The following is a 24,628-nucleotide window of genomic DNA, read 5'->3' as shown; positions in this document are numbered from 1 at the left end:
GCTGCGTTTATACCAACCGCGCTTAGCGCTGCTATTGGTATCAACAAAAGGAACCCGCATGATCCACATAATTACAGGTAGTACCCTTGGTGGTGCAGAGTACGTTGGTGATCACATCAGTGATCTATTAATTGAAAAAGGTCATCAAACTGAAATTCACAATCAGCCAGATCTCACCAATATCAACGCTGATGGCACTTGGATTATCGTTACCTCAACCCATGGTGCGGGCGACTACCCGGATAACATCAAACCTTTCATCCAAGCACTTCAAGACACACCACCAAAGATGAGTGACGTGACATATGCTGTCGTTGCGATTGGTGATTCAAGCTATGACACCTTTTGTGCTGCGGGTAAACACGCACATGATCTACTTGAGGACATCGGTGGAACGGCACTTACAGAGTGCTTTACTATCGATATTTTGGCTCATCCGGTGCCAGAAGACGCAGCAGAAGCTTGGTTAGAACAACATATTGACCGCTTCTAAACCTTCCAAATACTGTAAACGGTCAGCTTTGCTGGCCGTTTTTTTTTACCTAAAATCCTCTCTGTGGATAGTTATCCCACTTCTCACGCTGTTTAAGTGCTTATATTTTAATCAACCAGACTGTGCATAAGTATCACTTTATCCGGTGATTAACCTATAGTTATCCCAAGAATAACTTTTACCCTTGCGACCCCCTGTGTATAACCATCGATTTTGATCCCAGTTAATCCTCGATCTGATCAAGGTAAGATCACATGATATGATCCAAATAAGATCCATGATCTTGTTGATCATTTTTTAGTTATCCACAGAATTAGGCGATCTTAATAATAGATCCAATAAAAGATCATATATATAGATCTTATATATATTTACTTTGCTCACCTAAAATGAAAATACACAAAAGCGATTTTCTCTCTACATGAAAGCAGGTAGAATATCGCTCTTTTATCTGTCTACATCTCTCGTGAATATCAGAGGTCAGTTCATGCTTTATCACGAAAACTTTGACGTCATCGTTGTTGGTGGCGGTCACGCAGGAACGGAAGCCGCACTCGCATCAGCGCGTACAGGGCAAAAAACCCTCTTATTGACTCATAACATCGATACTTTAGGTCAGATGTCATGTAACCCAGCCATTGGCGGTATCGGCAAAGGTCACTTAGTCAAAGAAGTGGATGCAATGGGTGGTTTGATGGCTCAAGCCATTGATCATTCTGGTATTCAATTCAGAACATTGAACGCATCAAAAGGCCCGGCAGTAAGAGCAACTCGTGCTCAAGCAGATCGCGCCTTGTACAAAGCGCATGTTCGTAACGTGCTAGAAAATACAGATAACCTCACTTTGTTCCAACAATCCGTTGATGATCTGATTGTTGAAAATGATCAAGTACGTGGAGTTGTGACTCAAATGGGTCTTAAATTCCGCGCTAAGTCGGTTGTATTGACCGTTGGCACCTTCCTTGGGGGTAAGATTCATATTGGTATGGAAAGCTCCTCAGGAGGCCGTGCAGGCGATCCTCCGTCAATTGCTCTTGCGGATCGTTTACGCGAATTACCATTCCGAGTGGATCGTCTAAAAACAGGTACACCACCGCGTATTGATGCTCGTACTGTTGATTTCTCAGTACTTGAAGCACAACACGGTGATAATCCAACACCTGTTTTTTCATTCATGGGAAGCCGCAGTCAGCAGCCACGCCAAATTCCATGTTTTATTACTCATACCAATGAGCAAACTCATGATGTGATTCGTGCTAACCTCGATCGTAGCCCGATGTATGCTGGTGTGATTGAAGGTATTGGCCCACGTTACTGTCCTTCGATCGAAGACAAAGTGATGCGTTTTGCGGATAAAAACAGTCACCAAATCTTCATTGAACCAGAAGGTCTAACGACGCATGAGCTATACCCAAATGGTATCTCCACCAGCTTGCCGTTTGATGTTCAAGTGCAAATCGTTCGCTCGATGAAAGGTTTTGAGAACGCACACATCGTGCGCCCTGGTTATGCCATTGAGTATGACTTCTTCGACCCACGTGACTTAAAACACACCTACGAGACGAAATTCATCTCTGGTCTATTCTTTGCTGGCCAAATTAACGGTACAACTGGTTACGAAGAAGCCGCCGCGCAAGGTTTAATGGCTGGTCTTAATGCTAGTTTGTTCAGTCAAGACAAAGAGGGCTGGAGTCCGCGTCGTGATGAAGCTTATGTTGGCGTCTTGATTGACGATCTTTCTACCATGGGTACTAAAGAGCCTTACCGTATGTTCACGTCACGTGCAGAATACCGCTTACTACTTCGTGAAGATAACGCCGACTTACGTTTAACTGAGCAAGCATACAAGCTTGGTTTAGTGGATGAAGCCCGTTGGTCTCGTTTCAATCAAAAGATTGAGAATATTGAGCTTGAACGTCAGCGCTTAAAATCTACGTGGATGAATCCAAAATCGGAAGGCGTCGATGCGCTTAACCAATTGCTAAAAACACCAATGGCACGCGAAGCGAGCGGTGAAGATCTTCTGCGTCGTCCTGAGATCACGTATACACAGCTGACTGGACTTGAAGCATTCCAACCCGTTATCGATGATCAACAAGCAGCAGAGCAAGTTGAAATCCAAGTGAAATACGAAGGTTACATCAAGCGTCAGCAAGACGAAATTGAGAAGTCTCTACGCCATGAGAACACCAAACTGCCGTTTGATTTGGATTACTCGAAAGTGAGCGGTCTTTCAAATGAGGTTGTGGTGAAGCTAAGCGATGCGAAACCTGAAAGCATCGGTATTGCGTCACGTATCTCAGGTATTACGCCAGCAGCCATTTCTATCCTATTGGTACATCTAAAAAAACATGGTCTTCTAAAGAAAGGTGAGGAAGCTTAATGACTCAGTTACGTCAAACGCTTGATCAACTTATTGGTCAAACAGAACTTGAAGTTTCAGAGCTTCAGCGCGAACAGCTTGTTGGCTATGTTGAGATGCTGCATAAATGGAACAAGGCCTACAATCTGACTTCTGTGCGCGACCCGAAAGAAATGTTGGTAAAGCACATTTTGGACAGCATAGTGGTTAGTACTCACTTACAAGGTGAGCGTTTTATTGATGTTGGCACTGGACCAGGGCTGCCTGGTATTCCTTTGGCGATTATGAATCCAGATAAATCATTCGATTTACTAGATAGCTTAGGCAAACGCATTCGTTTTATTAAGCAAGTTGTTCATGAGCTGAAGTTAGAAAACGTGACTCCGATTCAAAGTCGTGTTGAAGAGTATCAACCTGAAGAGAAGTTTGATGGTGTACTAAGTAGAGCTTTTGCTTCGATGGTGGATATGGTTGAGTGGTGTCATCACTTGCCTAAAGAGGAGACAGGTCGTTTTCTTGCTCTTAAGGGGCAATTATCACAGGATGAGATTGCGCAGCTCCCAGAGTGGAGTAATGTGACCGATATCAAACCTTTGCAAGTTCCTCAATTGGAAGGTGAGCGTCATCTAGTAATCTTATCGCGCAAGGATTAATAGCGAGGTAGATCGTGGGAAAAATTGTAGCCATTGCCAATCAGAAAGGCGGAGTTGGTAAAACAACAACTTGTATTAACTTAGCTGCGTCTATGGCCGCAACTAAGCGTAAGGTATTGGTGATCGATCTTGACCCGCAAGGTAACGCAACCATGGCCAGTGGTGTCGATAAGTATCAAGTCGACGCTACGGCATATGAATTATTGGTTGAAGATGTACCATTTGAAGAAGTGGTATGTCGTAAAACCTCGGGCAATTACGACCTAATTGCTGCGAACGGCGACGTCACCGCGGCTGAAATCAAACTGATGGAAGTGTTTGCACGCGAAGTACGCTTGAAACATGCGCTTGCCTCGGTTCGCGATAACTATGATTTCATCTTTATAGATTGTCCTCCTTCTCTAAACCTTCTTACAATCAACGCTATGGCCGCAGCAGATTCTGTGTTGGTGCCAATGCAGTGTGAGTATTTCGCACTTGAAGGTTTAACCGCGTTAATGGATACCATTAGCAAGCTAGCCGCTGTTGTAAACGAGAATCTAAAAATCGAAGGTTTGCTGCGTACTATGTATGACCCTCGAAATCGGCTATCCAATGAAGTATCCGACCAATTGAAAAAGCACTTTGGCGACAAAGTGTACCGCACTGTTATTCCTCGTAACGTTCGTCTTGCAGAAGCGCCAAGCCATGGTAAGCCTGCAATGTACTACGACAAATACTCAGCAGGCGCAAAAGCATATTTAGCCCTAGCCGGTGAAATGCTTCGTCGTGAAGAAGTCCCTGCATAAAACACTAACCTAAGGAATCAAAATCATGTCTAAACGTGGTTTAGGTAAAGGGCTTGATGCTCTTCTTTCGACGAGCTCTCTAGCCCGAGAAAAACAGCAAACAGCAATTCACAGCCAAGAGCTTTCAAGTAATGGTGAGTTGACTGAGCTAAGCATCACCAGTTTGCGCGCAGGCGTTTACCAGCCACGTAAAGATATGGAACCTGAAGCGCTAGAAGAGCTAGCGGCTTCGATTGAATCGCAAGGTATCATCCAACCGATCGTGGTTCGTCAGGTTGAGATGGGTAAATATGAGATCATTGCTGGCGAGCGTCGCTGGCGTGCAGCTCGTAAAGCGGGTTTAACCCAAGTACCTTGTTTGATCAAAAAGGTTGAAGATCGTGCGGCGATCGCAATGGCACTGATCGAAAACATTCAGCGCGAAGATCTGAATGTTATCGAAGAAGCTCAAGCTTTAGAGCGCTTACAACAAGAGTTTGCTTTAACCCACCAGCAGGTGGCTGACGTAATTGGTAAATCACGCGCAAGCGTGAGCAATATTCTTCGCCTAAACCAACTGGAAAATGATGTGAAACAGTTGGTCGCAACGAAACAGCTAGAGATGGGGCATGCTCGTGCTCTAATCATGCTTCAAGGTGAGCAGCAAATAGAGGTTGCACAGCAGGTTGCGAAGAAAAACATGACGGTTCGCCAAACCGAACAGTTAGTAAAAAAGTGTCTTCAGCCGCAATCTGAGCAAAAAGATGTGCCACAAGACGTTGAGACACAACAAATGTCACAAAAACTAAGTGAAATGCTTGGTGCTAAAGTTGCAATTGTGCGTTCTAAGGGCGGCAAGGCTAAAGTGACTATAAATGTTGATGAGCCTGAAAAGTTGGCGCAATTGATTGCCAAGTTACAGAGCTAAGTGAGATACTTGATCTCAATCAATATATGTAAAAAACGAATTTTTGTGTAAAAGTTGTCGGTTTGTAAACAAAATTGTAACTTTTTGCGGTGTTTTCATTGCATTCAGTTCGACTCACCGTATAATTTTTGCCAATTCCTCAGCGCCTAGATGTATAGCTGTGGATTTACTAGAGGTACGAATACATGGTAACTGCGTTGGCTAGACCAGGGCGAGAGCTTGCTAAGCAATTGTTAATGATTCAGCTTGGCGCGGTTACGTTAGTGGCAGCGGGAATGGCTGCAACTGTAAGTCTACAATGGGGACTTTCTGCATTGATTGGTGGCGGCATTTTTGTCGTAGCTAATGCAGTGTTTGCTTTGTGTGCTTTCATGTTTAGTGGAGCACGCGCAGCAAAGAAAGTCGCGGCATCCTTTTACACGGGTGAAGTTCTAAAAATCCTAATTACAGTTGTTCTATTTTCGATTGTTTACATGTATATACAGGTGGAACTTGTTCCCCTAAAACTAACCTATTTACTGGCTCTAGGTATTAATATCTGTGCGCCAGTGCTATTCATTAACAACAAAAAATAGGATGAGTTATGGCTGCGCCAGGTGAAGCGCTAACACAATCCGGATATATTGCCCACCACTTATCAAACCTATCTTTAGCTAAGCTAGGTCTGGTAGCGGATGAAGCAAGTTTCTGGAATGTACATATCGATAGCCTGTTTTTTTCTTGGTTTACTGGTTTAATTTTCCTTGGAATTTTTTACAAGGTAGCGAAGAAAGCAACAGTAGGTGTACCGGGTAAGCTTCAGTGTGCTGTAGAAATGATCGTTGAATTTGTCGCAGAAAACGTCAAAGACACGTTCCATGGACGCAACCCGCTGATCGCGCCTTTAGCACTAACTATCTTTTGTTGGGTATTCTTGATGAACGTGATGGACTTAGTTCCTATCGACTTCTTACCTTACCCAGCAGAGCATTGGCTCGGGATTCCATACTTAAAAGTGGTACCGTCAGCTGATGTGAACATCACCATGGCTATGGCACTAGGCGTATTTGCTCTGATGATCTACTACAGCATCAAAGTGAAAGGTCTAGGTGGCTTTGCAAAGGAATTAGCATTACACCCATTTAATCACCCAGTAATGATTCCGTTTAACCTGCTTATTGAAGTGGTATCGCTACTCGCGAAGCCTCTATCACTAGGTATGCGTCTATTCGGTAACATGTTCGCAGGTGAGGTTGTATTCATTCTTTGTGCGGCAATGCTACCATGGTATTTACAATGGATGGGTTCACTACCGTGGGCTATTTTCCATATCTTGGTTATTACGATTCAAGCCTTCGTGTTTATGATGTTGACAATTGTTTACCTGTCAATGGCACACGAAGACAGTGATCATTAATTTTTAAAAGCTTTTTATTTGGGCACTAAGCCAACAACTATAAATTGGAGATAGTAATGGAAACTTTACTGAGCTTTTCTGCAATCGCCGTAGGTATTATCGTCGGTCTTGCTTCTCTTGGTACAGCGATTGGTTTCGCACTTTTAGGTGGTAAATTCCTTGAAGGTGCAGCACGTCAACCAGAAATGGCTCCTATGCTACAAGTTAAGATGTTCATCATCGCTGGTCTACTTGATGCGGTTCCAATGATCGGTATCGTAATCGCACTACTATTCACTTTCGCGAACCCATTCGTTGGTCAACTAGGTTAATCACTTTTAACTTCAGACAAGCTCGCGCTTGTCATTGATTAACACTAAGTCCAAATAGAGGGGTAGCTGTTGTGAATATGAACGCAACTCTGCTAGGTCAAGCAATCTCGTTCGCACTATTTGTGTGGTTCTGCATGAAGTATGTATGGCCGCCATTGATGCAAGCGATCGAAGAACGTCAGAAAAAAATTGCTGACGGTCTAAACGCAGCTGAACGTGCTGCAAAAGACTTGGATCTAGCACAAGCCAACGCTTCTGACCAATTGAAAGAAGCGAAGCGCACAGCAACTGAGATCATCGAGCAAGCCAATAAGCGTCAAGCTCAAATTCTAGATGAAGCTCGCACAGAAGCTCAGGCAGAACGCCAAAAGATTCTTGCGCAAGCTGAAGCTGAAATTGAAGCAGAACGTAACCGCGCACGCGATGAACTGCGCAAACAAGTTGCAACTCTGGCTGTAGCTGGTGCTGAGAAAATCCTTGAGCGCTCTATCGATAAAGAAGCGCAAAAAGATATTCTCGACAACATTACTGCAAAACTTTAAGTCTGGGGGCGCATATGTCTGATTTGACTACTATCGCACGCCCCTATGCTAAAGCAGCTTTCGACTTTGCAGTGGAGAAAGACCAGTTAGACCAATGGGGTCAAATGCTGTCTTTCGCCGCTGAAGTTGCGAAAAACGAACAAGTAAAAGAACTACTTAGTGGTTCTGTTTCTGCCGATAAACTGGCTGAAATCTTTGTTAGTGTTTGTGGCGAACAAGTTGATGAGCACGGTCAAAACCTTCTGAAGGTGATGGCTGAGAATGGTCGTCTAGCGGCCCTTCCTGATGTAAGCGAACAGTTCTTCGCTCTTAAACAAGAGCACGAGAAAGAAATCGATGTTGAAGTGACTTCAGCAAGCGAACTTTCTGAAGAGCAACTAGCGGGCATTAGCAGCAAACTTGAAAAACGCCTTGAGCGCAAAGTAAAGCTGAATTGCAGTATAGATGAGACCCTACTTGGTGGGGTTATAATTCGAGCCGGAGACTTAGTCATCGATAACTCAGCGCGTGGTCGTTTGAACCGCCTGAGCGATGCATTGCAGTCTTAATGGGGATTGGAGCATGCAACTTAATTCCACGGAAATTAGCGATCTAATCAAACAACGTATCGAGTCATTCGAAGTTGTTAGTGAAGCTCGCAATGAAGGTACTATCGTATCGGTAAGCGATGGTATCATCCGCATTCACGGCCTAGCGGACGTGATGCAAGGTGAAATGATTGAATTACCGGGTGGCCGTTATGCACTAGCACTTAACCTTGAGCGTGACTCGGTTGGTGCGGTTGTAATGGGCCCATATGCCGACCTTAAGGAAGGCATGAAAGTTACAGGTACTGGTCGTATTCTTGAAGTACCAGTTGGTCCTGAAATGCTTGGCCGTGTTGTTAACACGCTAGGTGAGCCTATTGATGGTAAAGGTCCAATCGAAGCAAAACTGTCTTCGCCTGTAGAAGTGATTGCACCAGGTGTAATCGACCGTAAATCGGTAGATCAACCTGTACAAACTGGTTATAAGTCAGTTGACTCAATGATCCCAATCGGTCGTGGTCAGCGTGAGCTTATCATCGGTGACCGCCAGATCGGTAAAACGGCAATGGCGATCGATGCAATCATCAACCAGAAAGACTCTGGTATTTTCTCTATCTACGTAGCAATCGGTCAAAAAGCATCGACTATCGCTAACGTAGTTCGCAAACTAGAAGAGCACGGCGCACTACAAAACACTATCGTAGTTGTTGCTTCTGCTTCTGAATCTGCTGCGCTGCAATACCTTGCACCGTACTCAGGTTGTGCGATGGGTGAATACTTCCGCGATCGCGGTGAAGATGCACTGATTGTTTACGATGACTTATCTAAGCAAGCGGTAGCTTACCGTCAGATCTCTCTACTACTAAAACGTCCACCGGGTCGTGAAGCTTTCCCTGGTGATGTTTTCTACCTTCACTCGCGTCTACTAGAGCGTGCAGCTCGTGTAAGCGAAGAGTACGTAGAAAAGTTCACTAACGGTGAAGTGAAAGGTAAGACTGGTTCTTTGACTGCTCTTCCTATCATCGAAACTCAAGCTGGTGACGTTTCAGCATTCGTACCGACTAACGTAATCTCGATTACCGATGGTCAGATCTTCCTACAAACTGAGCTATTCAACGCGGGTGTTCGCCCAGCTGTTGACCCAGGTATCTCAGTATCTCGTGTAGGTGGTTCAGCTCAGACAAAAATCATCAAGAAGCTATCAGGTGGTATCCGTACAGCACTAGCTGCATACCGCGAACTAGCAGCATTTGCTCAGTTCTCTTCTGACCTTGATGAAGCAACGAAGAAACAGCTAGACCACGGTCAAAAAGTTACAGAACTAATGAAGCAGAAGCAGTACGCTCCAATGTCTGTATTTGACCAAGCGCTAACTATCTTCGCTGTAGAGCGCGGTTACCTAGATGGTGTAGAACTTAACAAAGTTCTAGATTTCGAGGCGGCTCTACTATCGTACGCTCGCGGTCACAACGCTGAACTAGCGGCTGAGATCGACAAGTCTGGTGCTTACAACGATGAAATCGAAGCGCAGCTAAAAGCTATCGCTGACGATTTTGTAGCAACCCAAACTTGGTAATAGGTCGGTGGCAGTAATGCCACCAACTAATGGAGAGTAACGATGGCCGGCGCAAAAGAGATACGTAATAAAATCGGTAGTGTTAAAAGCACGCAGAAAATTACGAAAGCGATGGAAATGGTAGCAGCTTCAAAAATGCGTCGTTCTCAAGACGCAATGGAAGCTTCTCGTCCATATGCTGAAACAATGCGTAAAGTGATCGGTCATGTGGCTAACGCAAACCTAGAGTACCGTCATCCGTACCTAGAAGAGCGTGAAGCTAAACGTGTTGGTTATATCATCGTTTCTACAGACCGTGGTCTGTGTGGTGGCTTGAACATTAACGTGTTCAAAAAAGCTGTCCACGATATGCAGGCTTGGAAAGAGAAAGGTGCTGAGGTTGAACTAGCGGTAATTGGTTCAAAAGCAACAGCCTTTTTCAATAACAGTGGCGCGAAAGTCGCTGCTCAGGTTTCTGGCCTAGGCGATAGCCCAAGCCTTGAAGACCTAATAGGTTCTGTAAGCGTAATGCTGAAGAAATACGATGAAGGTGAATTGGACCGTCTATACGTAGTATTCAACAAATTTGTGAATACTATGGTTCAAGAGCCAACGATCGATCAATTGCTACCTTTGCCTAAATCGGAAAGCGAAGAGATGCAGCGCGATCACTCATGGGACTACATCTATGAGCCTGAACCAAAACCTCTACTGGATACGCTATTAGTGCGTTACGTAGAGTCTCAGGTATATCAAGGTGTGGTTGAGAACCTTGCTTGTGAGCAAGCGGCTCGAATGATTGCGATGAAAGCTGCAACTGATAACGCGAGTAACCTGATTGAAGATCTAGAACTTGTGTACAACAAAGCCCGTCAGGCTGCGATTACACAAGAGCTATCTGAAATCGTATCAGGTGCTGCAGCGGTTTAAGCTTAGGTAAAACTAATTAGTTAGAGGATTAACGATGGCTACAGGTAAGATCGTACAGATCATCGGTGCGGTAGTCGACGTAGAGTTCCCACAGAGCGATGTACCAAAGGTATACGATGCTCTTAACGTAACTGAATCGAAAGAGCGTCTAGTTCTTGAAGTTCAACAACAGCTAGGCGGTGGCGTAGTTCGTTGTATCGTAATGGGTAGCTCTGATGGTTTACGTCGTGGAGTTGAAGTTGTAAACACTGGCGCTCCAATTTCAGTACCAGTAGGTACTAAGACCCTAGGTCGTATCATGAACGTTCTAGGTGACGCAATTGACGAGTGTGGTGAGATCGGCGCGGAAGAGACTTACTCTATCCACCGTGAAGCACCAAGCTACGAAGATCAATCGAATGAGATCGCGCTTCTAGAGACTGGCGTTAAAGTAATCGACTTGGTTTGTCCATTCGCTAAGGGTGGTAAAATCGGTCTATTCGGTGGTGCTGGTGTAGGTAAGACCGTTAACATGATGGAGCTTATCAACAACATCGCACTACAACACTCAGGTCTATCAGTATTCGCTGGTGTTGGTGAGCGTACTCGTGAAGGTAACGACTTCTACTTTGAGATGCAGGAAGCGGGCGTTGTTAACGTTGAGAAGCCTGAAGAATCGAAAGTAGCAATGGTTTACGGTCAGATGAACGAGCCACCAGGTAACCGTCTACGTGTTGCACTGACTGGTCTAACAATGGCAGAGAAGTTCCGTGACGAAGGTCGTGACGTACTACTGTTCGTTGATAACATCTACCGTTACACACTTGCAGGTACAGAGGTATCAGCACTGCTAGGTCGTATGCCTTCAGCAGTAGGTTACCAGCCAACTCTTGCAGAAGAGATGGGTGTACTTCAGGAGCGTATCACGTCAACTAAATCTGGTTCTATCACGTCTGTACAGGCGGTATACGTACCAGCCGATGACTTGACTGACCCGTCTCCAGCAACAACATTCGCTCACTTGGATGCAACGGTTGTACTTAACCGTAACATCGCTGCAATGGGTCTATACCCTGCGATCGACCCACTAGATTCAACATCTCGTATGCTTGATCCACTAGTGGTTGGTCAAGAGCACTACGACGTAGCTCGTGGCGTTCAGCAAACTCTTCAGCGCTATAAAGAGCTGAAAGACATCATTGCTATCCTAGGTATGGACGAGCTATCTGAAGAAGATAAGCAAGTTGTATCTCGTGCACGTAAGATTGAGCGTTTCCTAACTCAGCCTTACCACGTAGCGGAAGTATTTACAGGTGACCCAGGTGTTTACGTACCTCTTAAAGAGACTTTACGTGGCTTCAAAGGTCTACTAGCTGGTGAATACGATGACATTCCAGAGCAAGCCTTCATGTACTGCGGTACGATCGAAGATGCTATCGAGAATGCGAAGAAGCTATAAGGCTAACTAGGAGGCGATATGGCAGCAATAACCTTTCACCTAGACGTAGTAAGCGCTGAGAAGCAAATCTTCTCAGGTCGTGTTGAGACGTTTCAGGTGACCGGTAGCGAAGGTGAGCTTGGTATTTTCCATGGCCACACGCCGCTGCTGACCGCTATTAAGCCTGGTATGGTGCGTATTGTTAAACAGCACGGCCACGAAGAAATCATTTATGTTTCTGGTGGTATGGTAGAAGTTCAGCCGGGTACAGCGACTGTACTGGCTGATACTGCTATCCGTGGTGAAGAGCTAGACGCAGCTAAGGCAGAAGAAGCAAAACGTCGCGCTGAGGAGCAAATCCAGAATCAGCACGGCGATATGGACTTCGCACAAGCGGCCAGTGAACTGGCTAAAGCCATTGCTCAGCTACGTGTTATCGAGCTGACAAAGCAGCGCCGTTAATTGTCATTGACGGTGTCTAAAGTGTGATAAAGGCGGTCAATTGACCGCCTTTTTGTTTATTTATTGGCAGTAAATCATCCGTGAGCATTAACAGTGGTGCGAATCGTGTTTACAATAAGCCGCAAATAATTGGACGTCGAAAGGTTAATTAATGAAATTCAGTGCCGTAATTCTTGCTGCAGGCAAAGGAACGCGCATGTACTCCAACATGCCTAAAGTTCTTCATACATTGGCTGGTAAGCCAATGGCGAAACACGTGATCGATACTTGTGCTGGTTTAGGTGCTCAAAATATCCATTTGGTGTATGGCCATGGTGGGGATCAAATGCAAGCGGCATTGGAAGAAGAGCCGGTTAACTGGGTTCTGCAAGCGGATCAGTTGGGTACTGGTCACGCAGTTGATCAAGCGTCACCAAGTTTTGAAGACGATGAAAAAGTGCTAGTGCTTTATGGTGATGTTCCATTGATCTCGACGGAAACCATCGAGAGCCTGTTAGAAGCGCAGCCGAATGGCGGTATCGCGCTGTTAACCGTAGTGCTAGATAACCCAATGGGCTACGGCCGTATTGTGCGTCGCAATGGCCCTGTGGTTGCGATCGTTGAACAAAAAGACGCAACGGAAGAACAAAAATTAATTAAAGAGATCAACACCGGCGTAATGGTTGCGACAGGTGGTGATCTTAAGCGCTGGTTGTCTGGTCTCAACAACAACAACGCGCAAGGTGAATACTACCTAACTGACGTTATTGCTGCGGCTCACGCAGAAGGCCGCGCAGTCGAAGCAGTTCATCCGGTAAACGCAATTGAAGTGGAAGGCGTAAATGACCGTGCTCAACTTGCTCGACTAGAGCGTGCGTTCCAATCGATGCAGGCGCAGAAGTTGCTTGAGCAAGGTGTCATGTTGCGCGATCCAGCACGCTTTGACCTACGTGGTGAATTGCAATGTGGTATGGACGTTGAAATCGACGTGAATGTGATTATCGAAGGTAAAGTCTCTATCGGTGATAACGTTGTAATTGGTGCTGGTTGTGTACTAAGAGATTGTGAAATCGATGATAACAGCATTGTTCGTCCATACAGCGTAATTGAAGGTGCGACGGTCGGTGAAGACTGTACTGTAGGTCCATTTACGCGTCTGCGCCCAGGTGCTGACATGCGCAATGATTCGCACGTGGGTAACTTTGTTGAAGTGAAAAATGCACGTTTGGGTGAAGGCTCGAAAGCGAACCACCTGACTTACCTTGGTGATGCGGAAATCGGCCAACGTGTTAACGTCGGTGCTGGTGTAATCACTTGTAACTACGATGGCGCAAACAAATTCAAAACCATTATTGGTGATGACGTATTTGTTGGTTCTGATAGTCAACTTATCGCTCCCGTGACCATTGCCAATGGCGCCACCGTCGGTGCTGGCGCTACAGTAACCAAAGATGTTGCTGAAGGTGAACTCGTTATTACTCGCGCCAAAGAGCGTAAAATCGCTAACTGGCAGCGCCCAACGAAAAAGTAGCCAAACCTCAAAATTATCCGTTAAGGCAACTAATCTATCTCATTGTTTGTGATAGATTAGTTGTTAATTGCAGACGCCAATACGGATATGAGGTGGCAACATGGCAAATATCACACAGGACATCGATTTCGTTCGTCAGGCGACATTAGATACGATATCCGACACAATCATTAATCCTTCCCCCACTCATGGCTTTGGCCTGTTTCTAACTCAATCAAAACTAGAGAATACAGTTATTGGTCGCCTTGATGGCCAGTTGGTTTCTCGTGCTGACTACAGTGCTCTTCAGCAGCTTATCGCACCCAAAATCGAACCCTACCAAGATTACTTTTTCATGGAATGTACGTATTTGCCGGATGACCAGTTGATGGTGCGCAGTCTGAGAACCAAGTACAGTTACATCAACCATCATCGCCAGCCTAATATTGCGATTAACTTTGATACCTTAGAATTAGTGACATTAAGGGATATTGATAAAGGCGAAGAGCTGCTGGTGGATTACCGAAAAGAGTGGCTACCTGACAGTTACGTTAATGGTGAAAAAGGGCAGTATCTGTAATGGCGATATTTACTGTTATGTGTGTTCAGCCGCTGGAGATATCGGTTGAAGCCTTTAAAGTTATCTCTAAAGCCAAGGTGGCAGAATCGAACTATCAAATCCCATCGATCAGGTGGATTCGTGAATTCAAAAAGGTTCACCGCCGAAGTAAGCACTTTAACTCCCTGCTTTCTAAACCTGAGATTTGCAGTAAGTATCTGCGAGTCGATTTTAGTGACCCAAAATATTTTGTGTTTGGGCAATATGACCTTTCCCGATTTTTGGTTAAAGACTCGGCGAAGTTTGACCTTATCTATGATGAGCGGGTGTCTGCGATTTCCATAGTGACTGAGTTTTGTTTTGATATCGAAGAGAAATTCTTTGAACAGCTGTTTTCTGATACTGATTATGACGATGATAGGCACAATTTTTACAACGCAATTCGCAATGTGTTGGTGCAAGAAGAGGATGATAGTGAAATAGGCACTTGGATGAAAGAAGTGCGCCAGCATTGTTTGAGTGTGGTTTCCAAGCTGCTCTACGGCGGAAAAGTGACCGAAGATAATCGTCCTAAGTTCCTAAATAATACCGGTAATATTACGGTTCAGGTCAACGGTATCTCGCTTGAGAACAAAGCGAAGTATCGCGCGATGATTACGCATGCTAATCAGATGGCTGAACGAGTCCAAGACAATGCTTCTACATTGCTTTCAAATGAGGAAGTGGAGTTTGTCTTCCATGGGCGTTTCCATACCATTTTGAGTAGCGATCAAGAGTACTATGAGCGCTTTTTCCCGATTCAATATCATGCGCAGTTTATGTGGCATGCGGTGAGCTCGTTTAAAACAGTCATGGATGAATTAAATCGAGATCGGTTAATGGGGCGCTTTACCAATGGTGGAGAAATACAGCTGATTGATAGCTACATCAATAAGTTTGAGCTAGTGCGTATCCATAACCAAGATATGAAAATGTACTTTGAATCTGACAATGAGTTGGTCTTCAAAGGCATTGAAGTTAAGTGGACTATCAAAGAAACCTTAGATGAAGTGAACAACTACATCTCTTCGTTTAAAGAGTACATCGAGCGTTCGTATCAAAGGAAGGTAGAAAACGCTAACCGTCGGCAAAACAAAATCCTCTTCATTATTTCTTGTATTCAAATGTTGGGTTTAGTCAGTATCTGGGTTGATTACCTATCGCTGGCGAAAGTAGAAAGTTTCGTTGATTCGACGGGATTTGTCCGCGGATCAGAAAAAGACTTGTTACTTGCGTTCAATACGTGGTTTCCAATCTTATTGCTAGCATCGATGTTCTTCGTTGTATATCGAGTTCTGTTTAAAAAAGAATAGCCAAAAAGAGCCGCAATATGTGGCTCTTTTTGTTTGTGGGGATTAGGTTTGAGGCTGATTAAGCTTCATCTTCACTCACAACGCGAGCGTTATCTGGTGCAGTGAAGTGCTGTGACAGTTCGCGGTTTGAAACCACATAACCAATCCATAAACCACCCATACAGATGATGATCGCAATACCTGTTGCCATTTGAGCTTGGCTTGCCAGCATGGCTACCAGTGCACTCGATAAGCTACTCACACTGATTTGTAAGCTGTTTTGTAAACCTGCTGCCGTTGCAGGGCTTTGTTTAGCACTCGCTAGCGCGCGGTTTACTACAATCGGGTATAGCGCACCATTAGCCACAGCAATTAAGCAAAATGGCGCTAGAATTGGCCAAATCGAAGTGAGCTGCCACTGTGACGCTACAAAGATGAGTAGTGAAGCAACACTGAATAGACCAATCAGTTGACGCAATACTTTTTCATCGCCGTATTTTGCTACACCTACTTTGCCTAACCAACCACCAGCCATAAAGGCGATCGTTTGTGGAATGAAGCTTAGGCCAATATCGTTACTGTCATAGCCTAGCTGAGCCATAATTTCTGGCATACCCGTTAGGTAAGCAAAGAATGCCGCAGATGCAGTCGCAAACATCATCACGTTACCTAAATAGGTTTTTGAGCTAATGAGCGCGCGAATATCACTGCTAATTGAAGTTTGCTTCTCTTCAACTGCATCGGTTTGTTGACCCATCGTAGCCATAACCAGCAAGATACCCATGACGGTTAAAGCAAAGAAGATGCTATGCCAACCAAGATTTTGTGCCAACAACACCCCTAGCTGTGGTGCTAAAGCCGGTGATAGCGCAACTAAAGGCATGATAGTCGCAAAAATCTGTTGGCTAGAGCTTGAGTAGCGTTTGATGACCATCGCCTGCCAAATTACCGCTGGTGCACATACACCAATAGCTTGAATAAAGCGTAGTGTAAGTAATTGCCATACTTGGTCGCTAAATGCGAGGCCAAGTGAAGACAGGGTAAATAACACTAAGCCAACAGCAAGCGTGTTGCGATGGCCAAATTTGTCTGAGGCTAAGCCCCATAGTAGCTGACCACTTGCCATACCCACCAAAAAGACCGTTAGTGAAAGCGCAATTTGTTCTGGCCCGGTAGCAAAGTCGACTTCCATCATTTTAAATGCTGGTAAGTACATGTCAGTGGCAATGAAGCCAAGCATAGAAAGTGCTGATAGATAAAACAGCTGTAGTTTGGATACTTTCATCGTATTTCCGTTCAAAAAAATTCACACATTGTTATCTACTGGCGCCAGCCCTTTTGTTTGCCTTTTCATTCTATTTTTGGCTTTCTATAAAATGAAACGTTAATATTTGTAGTTATCAATCAAATTTTTTGAAAGGTTAATTTTTAACAGGTTGCTATGAGCGTATTTTCCCGCACATCTTTGAAGATGATTGACACTGTTGCTCGGCTGGGTAGTTTCACCGCTGCCGCAGAGACATTACATAAAGTTCCGTCAGCGATCAGCTATAGCGTTCGTCAAATGGAACAAGATTTAGATGTTGTTTTGTTTAAGCGTCTACCAAGAAAAGTAGAGCTCACACCTGCTGGTGAAGTGTTCTTGGCTGAGGCTAGAGCGATGCTGCGTCAAATGGAAGAAGTCAAAAGTCAGACTCGGCGTGCAGCGCATGGTTGGCAAAAAACGTTACGTTTAACCTTGGATAATGTGGTTCGCCTTGATCAGATGAAACCGATGATCGAAGCCTTTTATCAAACCTTTGAACACGCCGAGCTGCAAATCAACATGGAAGTATTCAATGGCTCATGGGAGGCCATTGCGCAAGGTCGAGCGGATATTGTGATTGGAGCAACGGCTGCTATTCCGGTTGGCGGTGATTTTGAAGTCAAGGAAATGGGCATTCTAGATTGGGCTTTTGTCATGTCTTCATGCCATCCTTGCGTGCGAGAACAGACGCTAACGGAAGAGTTTGTTAGCCAGTTCCCAGCGATTTGTTTAGATGATACGTCAAGCGTGTTACCCAAACGACACACTGTGCATTTCCCAAAACAGCGCCGGCTATTATTACCTAATTGGTATAGCGCCATTGAATGCGTAAAAAACGGTGTTGGGGTCGGTTATATGCCACGCCATATCGCGGCGCCATTGATTGAAGAAGGCGTGCTGGTGGAGAAGATTTTGCCAGAAGAAAAGCCGCTCAGTCATTGCTGCTTGGTTTGGCGTAAAGATGAAAACCATAAAATGATCGAATGGATGGTCGATTACTTAGGTTCAAGTGAACAGTTATATAACGACTGGTTAAGATCCTAAAATGAGCAAATAAAAAGATCGCCAAACATGTTGGCGATCTTTCTTCGTTCTCGGTTTATGGTCGCTCGAAAATGGTCGCAATACCTTGGCCCAAACCAATACACATGGTCGCTAAGCCATACTTGGCATCTTTCGCTTCCATCAAATTGATGAGTGTGGTCGAGATGCGTGCACCTGAACAACCCAATGGATGGCCTAGAGCAATCGCACCGCCATTTAGGTTTACTTTATCGTCCATCACATCGAGTAGCCCTAAATCCTTGGCGACAGGCAGTGATTGCGCGGCAAATGCCTCATTTAATTCAACCACATCCATATCTTCGATTGATAGCCCGGCACGTTTAAGCGCCTTTTGAGTTGCTGGCACGGGCCCATACCCCATGATGGATGGATCACAGCCAGCGATCGCCATCGCTTTCACCTTGGCTCGAATAGTTAAACCAAGTTGTTTCGCTTTCTCTTCACTCATGATCAGCATAGCTGAAGCGCCATCAGATAAGGCAGAAGAAGAACCTGCCGTAACGGTACCATTAGCAGGGTCGAATACAGGGCGCAGCTGAGCTAAACCTTCTACTGTGGTTTCTGGACGAATCACTTCGTCATATTCGAGTAAGGTCAATGTCCCATCATCGGCATGGCCTTCTGTTGGGAGGATTTCATTGCTGAATCGGCCTTCAAGTGTTGCTTGGTGTGCTCTTGCGTGTGAGCGTGCAGCAAACTCATCTTGTTGTTCACGGCTAATACCATGCAGCTTGCCTAACATTTCCGCGGTTAAGCCCATCATGCCCGCCGCTTTTGCGACGGTTTTAGACATCCCCGGATGAAAATCGACCCCATGATTCATCGGTACATGACCCATATGTTCCACACCACCAATTAAGCAGATTTCAGCATCGCCTGTCATAATAGCTCGCGTACCATCATGTAAAGCTTGCATCGACGAGCCACATAATCGGTTAACCGTAACAGCACCTATCTCAATGGGTAACCCAGCAAGTAACGCGGCATTACGTGCCACATTAAAGCCTTGTTCTAAGGTTTGTTGTACACAGCCCCAGTAAATATCCTCAATCTCATGCGGATTCACCTGTGGGTTGCGTGCCAATATTCCTTTCATTAAATGTGCAGAGAGATCTTCTGCACGAGTATGACGAAAAGCGCCACCTTTGGAGCGTCCCATAGGAGTTCTCAGACAGTCCACAATTACTACACTTCTTGTATTGATAGTCATTTTGTCCTCCTCCTAAATAGAACTTTGAGCTTGTGCACCGTAGAAGCTTTCATTCTTCTCGGCCATGTCAGTTAGCAATTGTGGTACTTGATATAAAGCGCCAAGTGATTGGTACTTACTCGCCATCGTAACAAAGTTGCTAATGCCGATATGATCAAGATAGCGGAACACACCGCCTCTAAATGGAGGGAAGCCTAAGCCATAGACTAATGCCATGTCGGCTTCTTGTGGGGACGCAATAATGCCTTGCTCTAAGCAGAGAACCACTTCGTTAATCATTGGAATCATCATGCGTTCGATAATTTCTTGATCGCTAAATGGCTGTGCCTCTCTGCTAACGTTTTGTAATAGAGTGAACACATCTTTAGAAAGCGCTTTTTTGGGTTTGCCCTTTTTGTCGAGTGTGTATTGGTAAAAGCCTAAGCCGTTTTTCTGACCAAAGCGTTCGGCTTGATAAAGCACGTCAATGGCGTCTTTCTCTTGTTTGGCCATGCGATCAGGAAAACCTTGAGCCATCACATCTTGTGCGTGATGAGCCGTATCAATCCCTACCACATCTAAAAGATAAGCCGGGCCCATTGGCCAACCAAACTGACGTTCCATCACTTTATCTACTTGAGTGAAATCCGCTCCGTCAGTTAGAAGCTTGCTGAATCCGCCGAAATATGGGAATAACACACGGTTGACGAAAAATCCTGGGCAATCATTGACTACGATCGGCGATTTGCCCATTTTAGCTGCGTAAGCAACCACACGATTGATAGTTTCATCTGAGGTATGTTCTCCACGGATGATTTCGACCAAAGGCATACGATGCACTGGGTTGAAAAAGTGCATACCGCAGAAGTTTTCTGGGCGAGTGAGTGATTTGGCGAGTAAGTTAATCGGAATGGTTGAAGTGTTTGATGTTAAGACCGTATCTTCGCTGACGTGTTGTTCCACTTCACTTAGAACTGCTGCTTTTACTTTAGGGTTTTCTACGACAGCTTCAACAATCACATCAGAATCGTCGATGCCTGCATAATGCAGACTTGGTGTAATAGATGCGAGAATACCGGCCATTTTAAAGCCATCAATTCGGCCTCGTTGTAGGCGCTTATTGAGTAGTTTTGATGCTTCGCTCATGCCCAAGTCTAGCGATGCTTGAGAGATGTCCTTCATCAATACAGGTACACCTTTTAGTGCCGATTGATAAGCAATGCCGCCACCCATAATTCCAGCACCAAGCACTGCTGCGCGTTCAGTTGCCTTGTTGGCCGATTTAGCTGCCTGCTTAGCCAGTCCTTTTATGTATTGGTCATTGAGAAATAATCCAACGAGAGCTTGCGCCTCATCCGACTTGGCCAGCTTAATAAATAGCTTTCTTTCAATATCTAATGCTTCTTGTCGTGCTGAACACGCCGCTTTTTCAATAGCGACTACCGCTGTCATTGGTGCAGGGTAGTGTGGGCCTGCTTTTTGTGCCACTAAGCCTTTGGCCATGGTAAAGCTCATGGTTGCTTCCATTTTGCTCAGCGTCAGGGCAGATGTTTTTTGCTGACGTCGGCTGTGCCAATCAACTTTTTCTTCAATCGCTTGTTCAAGAGTGGTCAGCGCTGATTGATATAAAGCGTTATTTTCAACCACGGCATCAAGCAAACCGACTTTTAATGCTTCGTCTGCTCTGAACGCTTTACCTTGCGTGATGATTTCCATTGCGCTGTCTGCACCAATCACACGCGGTAGGCGTACACAACCGCCAAATCCAGGCATAATGCCTAGCTTGGTTTCTGGTAATCCAATGCTGGTGGTTTTATCACCAATGCGAATGTCGGTAGCAAGTACACACTCACATCCGCCACCCAATGTGTGGCCTTTTAGTGCTGATACTGTAGGGAATGGCAAATCTTCCAGTTTGCTGAAAATCTGGTTAGCGAATTGAAGCCATTGATCGAGTTCTTCCTCCGGCTTGGCAAACAAACCGAGAAATTCTGTAATGTCGGCTCCGACAATAAACGAATCTTTATCTGAAGTGAGCAGTAATCCTCTGATATTCGATGATTGATTTAATACATCCAAAGATTCATCTAGAGACTTAAGCGTTGCAAGGTCGAGCTTGTTTACAGATTGAGGAGAACTGAAACAGAGTTCGGCAATGCCATCTTTGACTTCCTTTATATATAAGCTGTTGGCTTGGTAAATCATTGTCTATCTCCGTGACATACCATTTACGTTATTGGTAGCGATTAATTGTCGTTGTTATTGTTCTGGTAGGACCAGTTATCTTAGTGTGGACCTCAGTTTGTTTATTTTCAATACAATTTTTAAACAAGTGTTTAACATTGTGATTTGTATATAACTCGCGCTTTTTAGGTTTCGCTCGTGATAAACTTAGCTGGTTCTCGGAGAAACCAAGCTAAACCATGAATGACAAGCCCTATTTAATCCCTGCTGATTCGGTCACATTTGAAGAAGAGATAAAGAAAAGCATCTTTATTACTCATCTCGCACATACGCCATCTATCGAACAAGCAAAGCTGTTTATTGAACATGTAAAACAGAAGCACGCTGATGCACGCCATAATTGCTGGGGATTTGTAGCAGGACGACCAGAAGATTCAATGCAATGGGGCTTTAGTGATGATGGTGAGCCGTCGGGAACGGCAGGTAAGCCTATCTTGGCTCAGTTATCAGGTTCAGGAGTCGGGGAGCTCACTGCGGTGGTTACTCGTTACTCTGGTGGAATTAAGCTTGGCACCGGTGGTTTAGTAAAAGCCTATGGCGGTGGAGTTCAGCAGGCGCTTAAGCAGCTTCAAACTATAGAGAAAAAAATCACCACTAAAGTAAAGCTCCAGTTAGACTATGGTTTTATGCCTGTCGCACAATCTCTTTACAGTCAATTCGGTGTAGAAGAAATTGAGGCAATATATAGTGATGACGTCGAACTGATATTAGAAGTTGAGCTTCGACAATTAGAGGCGTTTCGCCAAACTATAGTGAATAAGAGTGGCGCGAAAGCTATCTTGACTTCACTGGAAGGGATTTAAAAGGAAGTCAGAAGCCGAGCTTCGTACATCATTAGCTAATGCAATTTCGATCTATTATTCGCATCGTAGGGCTGTTGCTCGCCCTATTTAGTGTTTCTATGCTTGCACCTGCCTTGGTAGCGCTTATCTACCGAGATGGCGCGGGTGTGCCTTTTGTTACCACTTTTTTTGTGCTGCTATTCTGCGGTGTAGTGTGCTGGTTCCCAAACCGACGCCACAAGCATGAGCTAAAAGCACGTGATGGTTTTCTTATCGTCGTTTTATTCTGGACGGTAATTGGCAGTGCAGGTGCGTTGCCATTCCTGTTATCGGATAACCCAAATATCTCGGTGACCGACGCTTTCTTTGAATCTTTTTCCGCACTGACGACAACTGGGGCGACGGTTATCGTTGGCTTAGACCATCTACCAAAAGCCATTTTGTTTTACCGACAGTTCCTACAATGGTTTGGTGGTATGGGGATCATCGTTTTAGCCGTAGCCATTCTTCCGGTTCTGGGTATCGGTGGTATGCAGCTATACCGTGCTGAGATTCCTGGGCCGGTAAAAGACAGCAAAATGACGCCAAGAATTGCAGAGACAGCCAAGGCACTTTGGTATATCTACTTGAGTTTAACTATTGCTTGTGCGGCAGCGTTTTGGCTTGCAGGTATGACGCCATTCGATGCGATTGGACATAGCTTCTCTACTATTGCGATTGGTGGCTTCTCAACTCATGATGCCAGCATGGGGTATTTTGACAGTTATGCTATCAATATGATCACGGTAGTGTTCTTGTTGATATCTGCATGTAACTACTCACTTCACTTTGCCGCCTTTGCTTCTGGTGGTGTGCATCCTAAGTATTACTGGAAAGACCCAGAATTTCGTGCCTTCTTCTTTATTCAGGCGCTGCTATTCTTAATCTGTTTTTTGATGCTGCTAAATCATCATTCTTATGATTCGGTTTATGATGCCTTTGATCAGGCGTTATTCCAGACAGTATCAATATCGACGACTGCTGGTTTCACGACAACAGGGTTTGCAGAATGGCCTCTATTCTTACCTGTATTGCTACTGTTCTCTTCTTTTATAGGGGGCTGTGCTGGTTCAACAGGTGGTGGCATGAAAGTTATTCGTATATTGCTACTAACCCTACAAGGTGCTCGTGAACTAAAACGATTGGTTCACCCAAGAGCGGTATATACCATTAAAGTCGGTGGTAGTGCGCTATCGCAGCGAGTTGTTGATGCGGTGTGGGGGTTCTTTTCTGCATACGCACTAGTGTTTGTTGTGTGTATGTTGGCATTGATTGCCACCGGAATGGACGAGCTAAGTGCATTCTCAGCGGTCGCAGCGACGCTTAACAACCTAGGCCCAGGCTTAGGAGAGGTTGCGCTGCACTTTGGTGAAATAAACGATAAAGCAAAATGGGTACTGGTTGTATCGATGCTATTTGGTCGTTTAGAGATCTTTACGTTATTAATTCTGCTTACTCCAACGTTTTGGCGTAGCTAAGGAAGCCGTGTGAAAAAAGCACTATTTCTTTATTCATCTCGAGAAGGCCAAACTCAAAAAATCCTTCGTTATATAGACGAACAGTTGCCAGAGTTTGAATGTGATTTGGTAGACCTTCATCAATTACCTGTCATCGACTTCAAGCAATATGAGCGAGTGTTGGTCGGCGCGTCTATTCGATATGGCAGACTGAACAAGAAGTTGTATCAATATATAGATGCGAATCTTGCTCAGTTGCAGTCCGCTAAGGTGGCGTTCTTTTGCGTTAACCTTACCGCGCGAAAAGAAGACCAAGGGAAAGATACCCCAGAAGGCAGTGCTTACATTAAGAAGTTTCTAACACTTTCTCCTTGGCAGCCTCCATTGATTGGCGTATTTGCCGGTGCTCTTTATTACCCACGTTATAGTTGGTTTGATAGAACAATGATTAAATTCATTATGAGCATGACTGGGGGAGAGACAGATACCAGTAAAGAAGTTGAGTATACTAACTGGGAAAAAGTGACTCTATTTGCCAATAAGTTTAAAGAATTGTAAAGAAAACTGCTTGTTTTGGCGCTTTTCGACTAACAATTAACCGAACAATCAAAAAGTGCGGAAAAATTGCAAAAAGGGGTTGCCAAGTAAAACGTGATCTCTATAATGCCCCCTCGCTGACACGGCAACGCTTCGAAAGAAACGAGAGCTGAGTTAGCAAGGTCAAATTAGCCAAGCAAAATGCTTGAAAGAAAGTTTGAAAAAAGTGGTTGACACTAAACTTTAACTCGCTAAAATGGCCGTCCGTTTCGAGCGAAGCTCAAACG

At 44.8% G+C, this 24,628-nt stretch carries 24 protein-coding genes; 21 read left to right on the top strand and 3 right to left on the bottom strand.

Features of this window, described 5'->3' with window-relative positions; all coding sequences use genetic code 11:
* Nucleotides 1-58: 58 nt before the first annotated feature.
* The 17 genes from mioC (at nucleotide 59) to OH461_RS18640 (ending at nucleotide 15,743) form a co-directional block, all read left to right on the top strand.
* Nucleotides 59-493 (top strand): FMN-binding protein MioC, encoded by a 435-nt coding sequence (gene mioC / locus OH461_RS18720; RefSeq protein ID WP_270022065.1) that lies wholly within the window; start codon nucleotides 59-61, stop codon nucleotides 491-493.
* A gap of 487 nt (nucleotides 494-980) precedes the next feature.
* Nucleotides 981-2,876 (top strand): tRNA uridine-5-carboxymethylaminomethyl(34) synthesis enzyme MnmG, encoded by a 1,896-nt coding sequence (gene mnmG / locus OH461_RS18715; protein ID WP_270022064.1) that lies wholly within the window; start codon nucleotides 981-983, stop codon nucleotides 2,874-2,876.
* Nucleotides 2,876-3,508 (top strand): 16S rRNA (guanine(527)-N(7))-methyltransferase RsmG, encoded by a 633-nt coding sequence (gene rsmG / locus OH461_RS18710; protein ID WP_270022063.1) that lies wholly within the window; start codon nucleotides 2,876-2,878, stop codon nucleotides 3,506-3,508. The genes mnmG and rsmG overlap by 1 nt, the downstream gene beginning before the upstream one ends.
* 14 nt (nucleotides 3,509-3,522) lie before the next feature.
* Nucleotides 3,523-4,296, top strand: coding sequence for a ParA family protein (locus OH461_RS18705; RefSeq protein ID WP_270022062.1), 774 nt, complete (start codon nucleotides 3,523-3,525; stop codon nucleotides 4,294-4,296).
* A gap of 25 nt (nucleotides 4,297-4,321) precedes the next feature.
* Nucleotides 4,322-5,203 carry a ParB/RepB/Spo0J family partition protein gene (locus tag OH461_RS18700; RefSeq protein ID WP_270022061.1) on the top strand — a complete coding sequence of 294 codons (882 nt, stop codon included), beginning with the start codon at nucleotides 4,322-4,324 and terminating at the stop codon, nucleotides 5,201-5,203.
* 185 nt (nucleotides 5,204-5,388) lie between these two features.
* The gene (locus OH461_RS18695) at nucleotides 5,389-5,778 is read left to right on the top strand and encodes a F0F1 ATP synthase subunit I (protein WP_270022060.1); all 390 of its coding nucleotides are present in this window, start codon (nucleotides 5,389-5,391) and stop codon (nucleotides 5,776-5,778) included.
* An 8-nt stretch (nucleotides 5,779-5,786) separates the two neighbouring features.
* Nucleotides 5,787-6,599, top strand: a complete 813-nt coding sequence (gene atpB / locus OH461_RS18690) for a F0F1 ATP synthase subunit A (protein ID WP_270022059.1) — start codon at nucleotides 5,787-5,789, stop codon at nucleotides 6,597-6,599.
* A 56-nt stretch (nucleotides 6,600-6,655) separates the two neighbouring features.
* A complete protein-coding gene (gene atpE, locus OH461_RS18685; protein WP_002540812.1) occupies nucleotides 6,656-6,910 on the top strand; it encodes a F0F1 ATP synthase subunit C in 255 nt (84 codons plus the stop codon).
* Nucleotides 6,911-6,981: 71 nt separating this feature from the next.
* On the top strand, nucleotides 6,982-7,452 hold the full coding sequence (atpF, locus tag OH461_RS18680; RefSeq protein WP_270022058.1) for a F0F1 ATP synthase subunit B: 471 nt from the start codon (nucleotides 6,982-6,984) through the stop codon (nucleotides 7,450-7,452).
* Nucleotides 7,453-7,466: 14 nt separating this feature from the next.
* Nucleotides 7,467-8,000, top strand: coding sequence for a F0F1 ATP synthase subunit delta (gene atpH, locus OH461_RS18675; protein WP_270022057.1), 534 nt, complete (start codon nucleotides 7,467-7,469; stop codon nucleotides 7,998-8,000).
* A gap of 13 nt (nucleotides 8,001-8,013) precedes the next feature.
* Nucleotides 8,014-9,555: a F0F1 ATP synthase subunit alpha gene (atpA, locus tag OH461_RS18670; protein WP_260261588.1), complete on the top strand. Its 1,542-nt coding sequence runs from the start codon at nucleotides 8,014-8,016 to the stop codon at nucleotides 9,553-9,555.
* A 42-nt stretch (nucleotides 9,556-9,597) separates the two neighbouring features.
* Nucleotides 9,598-10,464: a F0F1 ATP synthase subunit gamma gene (atpG, locus tag OH461_RS18665; protein ID WP_260261587.1), complete on the top strand. Its 867-nt coding sequence runs from the start codon at nucleotides 9,598-9,600 to the stop codon at nucleotides 10,462-10,464.
* A gap of 34 nt (nucleotides 10,465-10,498) precedes the next feature.
* Entirely contained in the window at nucleotides 10,499-11,902 is a 1,404-nt protein-coding gene (atpD, locus tag OH461_RS18660; protein WP_270022056.1) for a F0F1 ATP synthase subunit beta, read from the top strand.
* A gap of 18 nt (nucleotides 11,903-11,920) precedes the next feature.
* Nucleotides 11,921-12,343, top strand: a complete 423-nt coding sequence (locus tag OH461_RS18655; RefSeq protein WP_260261585.1) for a F0F1 ATP synthase subunit epsilon — start codon at nucleotides 11,921-11,923, stop codon at nucleotides 12,341-12,343.
* A 151-nt stretch (nucleotides 12,344-12,494) separates the two neighbouring features.
* Nucleotides 12,495-13,853, top strand: coding sequence for a bifunctional UDP-N-acetylglucosamine diphosphorylase/glucosamine-1-phosphate N-acetyltransferase GlmU (gene glmU, locus OH461_RS18650; RefSeq protein WP_270022055.1), 1,359 nt, complete (start codon nucleotides 12,495-12,497; stop codon nucleotides 13,851-13,853).
* 100 nt (nucleotides 13,854-13,953) lie between these two features.
* The gene (locus OH461_RS18645; RefSeq protein WP_270022054.1) at nucleotides 13,954-14,412 is read left to right on the top strand and encodes an SET domain-containing protein-lysine N-methyltransferase; all 459 of its coding nucleotides are present in this window, start codon (nucleotides 13,954-13,956) and stop codon (nucleotides 14,410-14,412) included.
* Nucleotides 14,412-15,743 carry a hypothetical protein gene (locus OH461_RS18640; RefSeq protein ID WP_270022053.1) on the top strand — a complete coding sequence of 444 codons (1,332 nt, stop codon included), beginning with the start codon at nucleotides 14,412-14,414 and terminating at the stop codon, nucleotides 15,741-15,743. The genes OH461_RS18645 and OH461_RS18640 overlap by 1 nt, the downstream gene beginning before the upstream one ends.
* Nucleotides 15,744-15,801: 58 nt before the next feature.
* Here OH461_RS18640 and punC read toward each other — a convergent pair whose 3' ends face one another.
* Nucleotides 15,802-17,007, bottom strand: a complete 1,206-nt coding sequence (punC, locus tag OH461_RS18635; protein ID WP_270022052.1) for a purine nucleoside transporter PunC — start codon at nucleotides 17,005-17,007, stop codon at nucleotides 15,802-15,804.
* Between the two features lie 156 nt (nucleotides 17,008-17,163).
* Here punC and punR point away from each other — a divergent pair, with 156 nt between their 5' ends.
* Nucleotides 17,164-18,072 carry a DNA-binding transcriptional activator PunR gene (gene punR, locus OH461_RS18630; RefSeq protein WP_270022051.1) on the top strand — a complete coding sequence of 303 codons (909 nt, stop codon included), beginning with the start codon at nucleotides 17,164-17,166 and terminating at the stop codon, nucleotides 18,070-18,072.
* Nucleotides 18,073-18,127: 55 nt separating this feature from the next.
* On the opposite strand, the gene fadA is transcribed toward punR, so the two are convergent.
* Both fadA and fadB read right to left on the bottom strand, forming a co-directional pair.
* Complete coding sequence (fadA, locus tag OH461_RS18625; protein WP_270022050.1) at nucleotides 18,128-19,303, bottom strand: acetyl-CoA C-acyltransferase FadA; 1,176 nt, start codon at nucleotides 19,301-19,303, stop codon at nucleotides 18,128-18,130.
* A gap of 12 nt (nucleotides 19,304-19,315) precedes the next feature.
* On the bottom strand, nucleotides 19,316-21,487 hold the full coding sequence (gene fadB, locus OH461_RS18620; RefSeq protein ID WP_270022049.1) for a fatty acid oxidation complex subunit alpha FadB: 2,172 nt from the start codon (nucleotides 21,485-21,487) through the stop codon (nucleotides 19,316-19,318).
* 218 nt (nucleotides 21,488-21,705) lie between these two features.
* On the opposite strand from fadB, the gene OH461_RS18615 reads away from it, so the two are divergent.
* The 3 genes from OH461_RS18615 to hemG are packed head-to-tail and all read left to right on the top strand — an operon-like array spanning nucleotide 21,706 to nucleotide 24,362.
* On the top strand, nucleotides 21,706-22,329 hold the full coding sequence (locus OH461_RS18615) for a YigZ family protein (RefSeq protein ID WP_270022048.1): 624 nt from the start codon (nucleotides 21,706-21,708) through the stop codon (nucleotides 22,327-22,329).
* Nucleotides 22,330-22,367: 38 nt separating this feature from the next.
* On the top strand, nucleotides 22,368-23,825 hold the full coding sequence (locus OH461_RS18610) for a TrkH family potassium uptake protein (RefSeq protein WP_270022047.1): 1,458 nt from the start codon (nucleotides 22,368-22,370) through the stop codon (nucleotides 23,823-23,825).
* Nucleotides 23,826-23,834: 9 nt separating this feature from the next.
* The gene (gene hemG, locus OH461_RS18605) at nucleotides 23,835-24,362 is read left to right on the top strand and encodes a menaquinone-dependent protoporphyrinogen IX dehydrogenase (protein ID WP_270022046.1); all 528 of its coding nucleotides are present in this window, start codon (nucleotides 23,835-23,837) and stop codon (nucleotides 24,360-24,362) included.
* The last annotated feature ends 266 nt before the right edge of the window (nucleotides 24,363-24,628 follow it).

Source organism: Vibrio sp. LaRot3 (assembly GCF_027587025.1).
GTDB lineage: Bacteria > Pseudomonadota > Gammaproteobacteria > Enterobacterales > Vibrionaceae > Vibrio.
Note: the sequence above shows the minus strand (reverse complement) of the source record. Positions and strands in the feature narration are given on the sequence as shown.

What these genes read in the sequence shown, in the direction of transcription:
- OH461_RS18615 (WP_270022048.1), top strand. Translation starts at nt 21,706, where the DNA reads ATGAATGACAAGCCCTATTTAATCCCTGCTGATTCGGTCACATTTGAA.
- OH461_RS18700 (WP_270022061.1), top strand. Translation starts at nt 4,322, where the DNA reads ATGTCTAAACGTGGTTTAGGTAAAGGGCTTGATGCTCTTCTTTCGACG.
- fadB (WP_270022049.1), bottom strand. Translation starts at nt 21,487, where the DNA reads ATGATTTACCAAGCCAACAGCTTATATATAAAGGAAGTCAAAGATGGC.
- atpB (WP_270022059.1), top strand. Translation starts at nt 5,787, where the DNA reads ATGGCTGCGCCAGGTGAAGCGCTAACACAATCCGGATATATTGCCCAC.
- atpE (WP_002540812.1), top strand. Translation starts at nt 6,656, where the DNA reads ATGGAAACTTTACTGAGCTTTTCTGCAATCGCCGTAGGTATTATCGTC.
- atpD (WP_270022056.1), top strand. Translation starts at nt 10,499, where the DNA reads ATGGCTACAGGTAAGATCGTACAGATCATCGGTGCGGTAGTCGACGTA.
- punR (WP_270022051.1), top strand. Translation starts at nt 17,164, where the DNA reads ATGAGCGTATTTTCCCGCACATCTTTGAAGATGATTGACACTGTTGCT.
- OH461_RS18645 (WP_270022054.1), top strand. Translation starts at nt 13,954, where the DNA reads ATGGCAAATATCACACAGGACATCGATTTCGTTCGTCAGGCGACATTA.
- glmU (WP_270022055.1), top strand. Translation starts at nt 12,495, where the DNA reads ATGAAATTCAGTGCCGTAATTCTTGCTGCAGGCAAAGGAACGCGCATG.
- OH461_RS18695 (WP_270022060.1), top strand. Translation starts at nt 5,389, where the DNA reads ATGGTAACTGCGTTGGCTAGACCAGGGCGAGAGCTTGCTAAGCAATTG.
- atpH (WP_270022057.1), top strand. Translation starts at nt 7,467, where the DNA reads ATGTCTGATTTGACTACTATCGCACGCCCCTATGCTAAAGCAGCTTTC.
- OH461_RS18610 (WP_270022047.1), top strand. Translation starts at nt 22,368, where the DNA reads ATGCAATTTCGATCTATTATTCGCATCGTAGGGCTGTTGCTCGCCCTA.
- OH461_RS18655 (WP_260261585.1), top strand. Translation starts at nt 11,921, where the DNA reads ATGGCAGCAATAACCTTTCACCTAGACGTAGTAAGCGCTGAGAAGCAA.
- punC (WP_270022052.1), bottom strand. Translation starts at nt 17,007, where the DNA reads ATGAAAGTATCCAAACTACAGCTGTTTTATCTATCAGCACTTTCTATG.
- OH461_RS18640 (WP_270022053.1), top strand. Translation starts at nt 14,412, where the DNA reads ATGGCGATATTTACTGTTATGTGTGTTCAGCCGCTGGAGATATCGGTT.
- mnmG (WP_270022064.1), top strand. Translation starts at nt 981, where the DNA reads ATGCTTTATCACGAAAACTTTGACGTCATCGTTGTTGGTGGCGGTCAC.
- rsmG (WP_270022063.1), top strand. Translation starts at nt 2,876, where the DNA reads ATGACTCAGTTACGTCAAACGCTTGATCAACTTATTGGTCAAACAGAA.
- atpA (WP_260261588.1), top strand. Translation starts at nt 8,014, where the DNA reads ATGCAACTTAATTCCACGGAAATTAGCGATCTAATCAAACAACGTATC.
- atpG (WP_260261587.1), top strand. Translation starts at nt 9,598, where the DNA reads ATGGCCGGCGCAAAAGAGATACGTAATAAAATCGGTAGTGTTAAAAGC.
- fadA (WP_270022050.1), bottom strand. Translation starts at nt 19,303, where the DNA reads ATGACTATCAATACAAGAAGTGTAGTAATTGTGGACTGTCTGAGAACT.
- mioC (WP_270022065.1), top strand. Translation starts at nt 59, where the DNA reads ATGATCCACATAATTACAGGTAGTACCCTTGGTGGTGCAGAGTACGTT.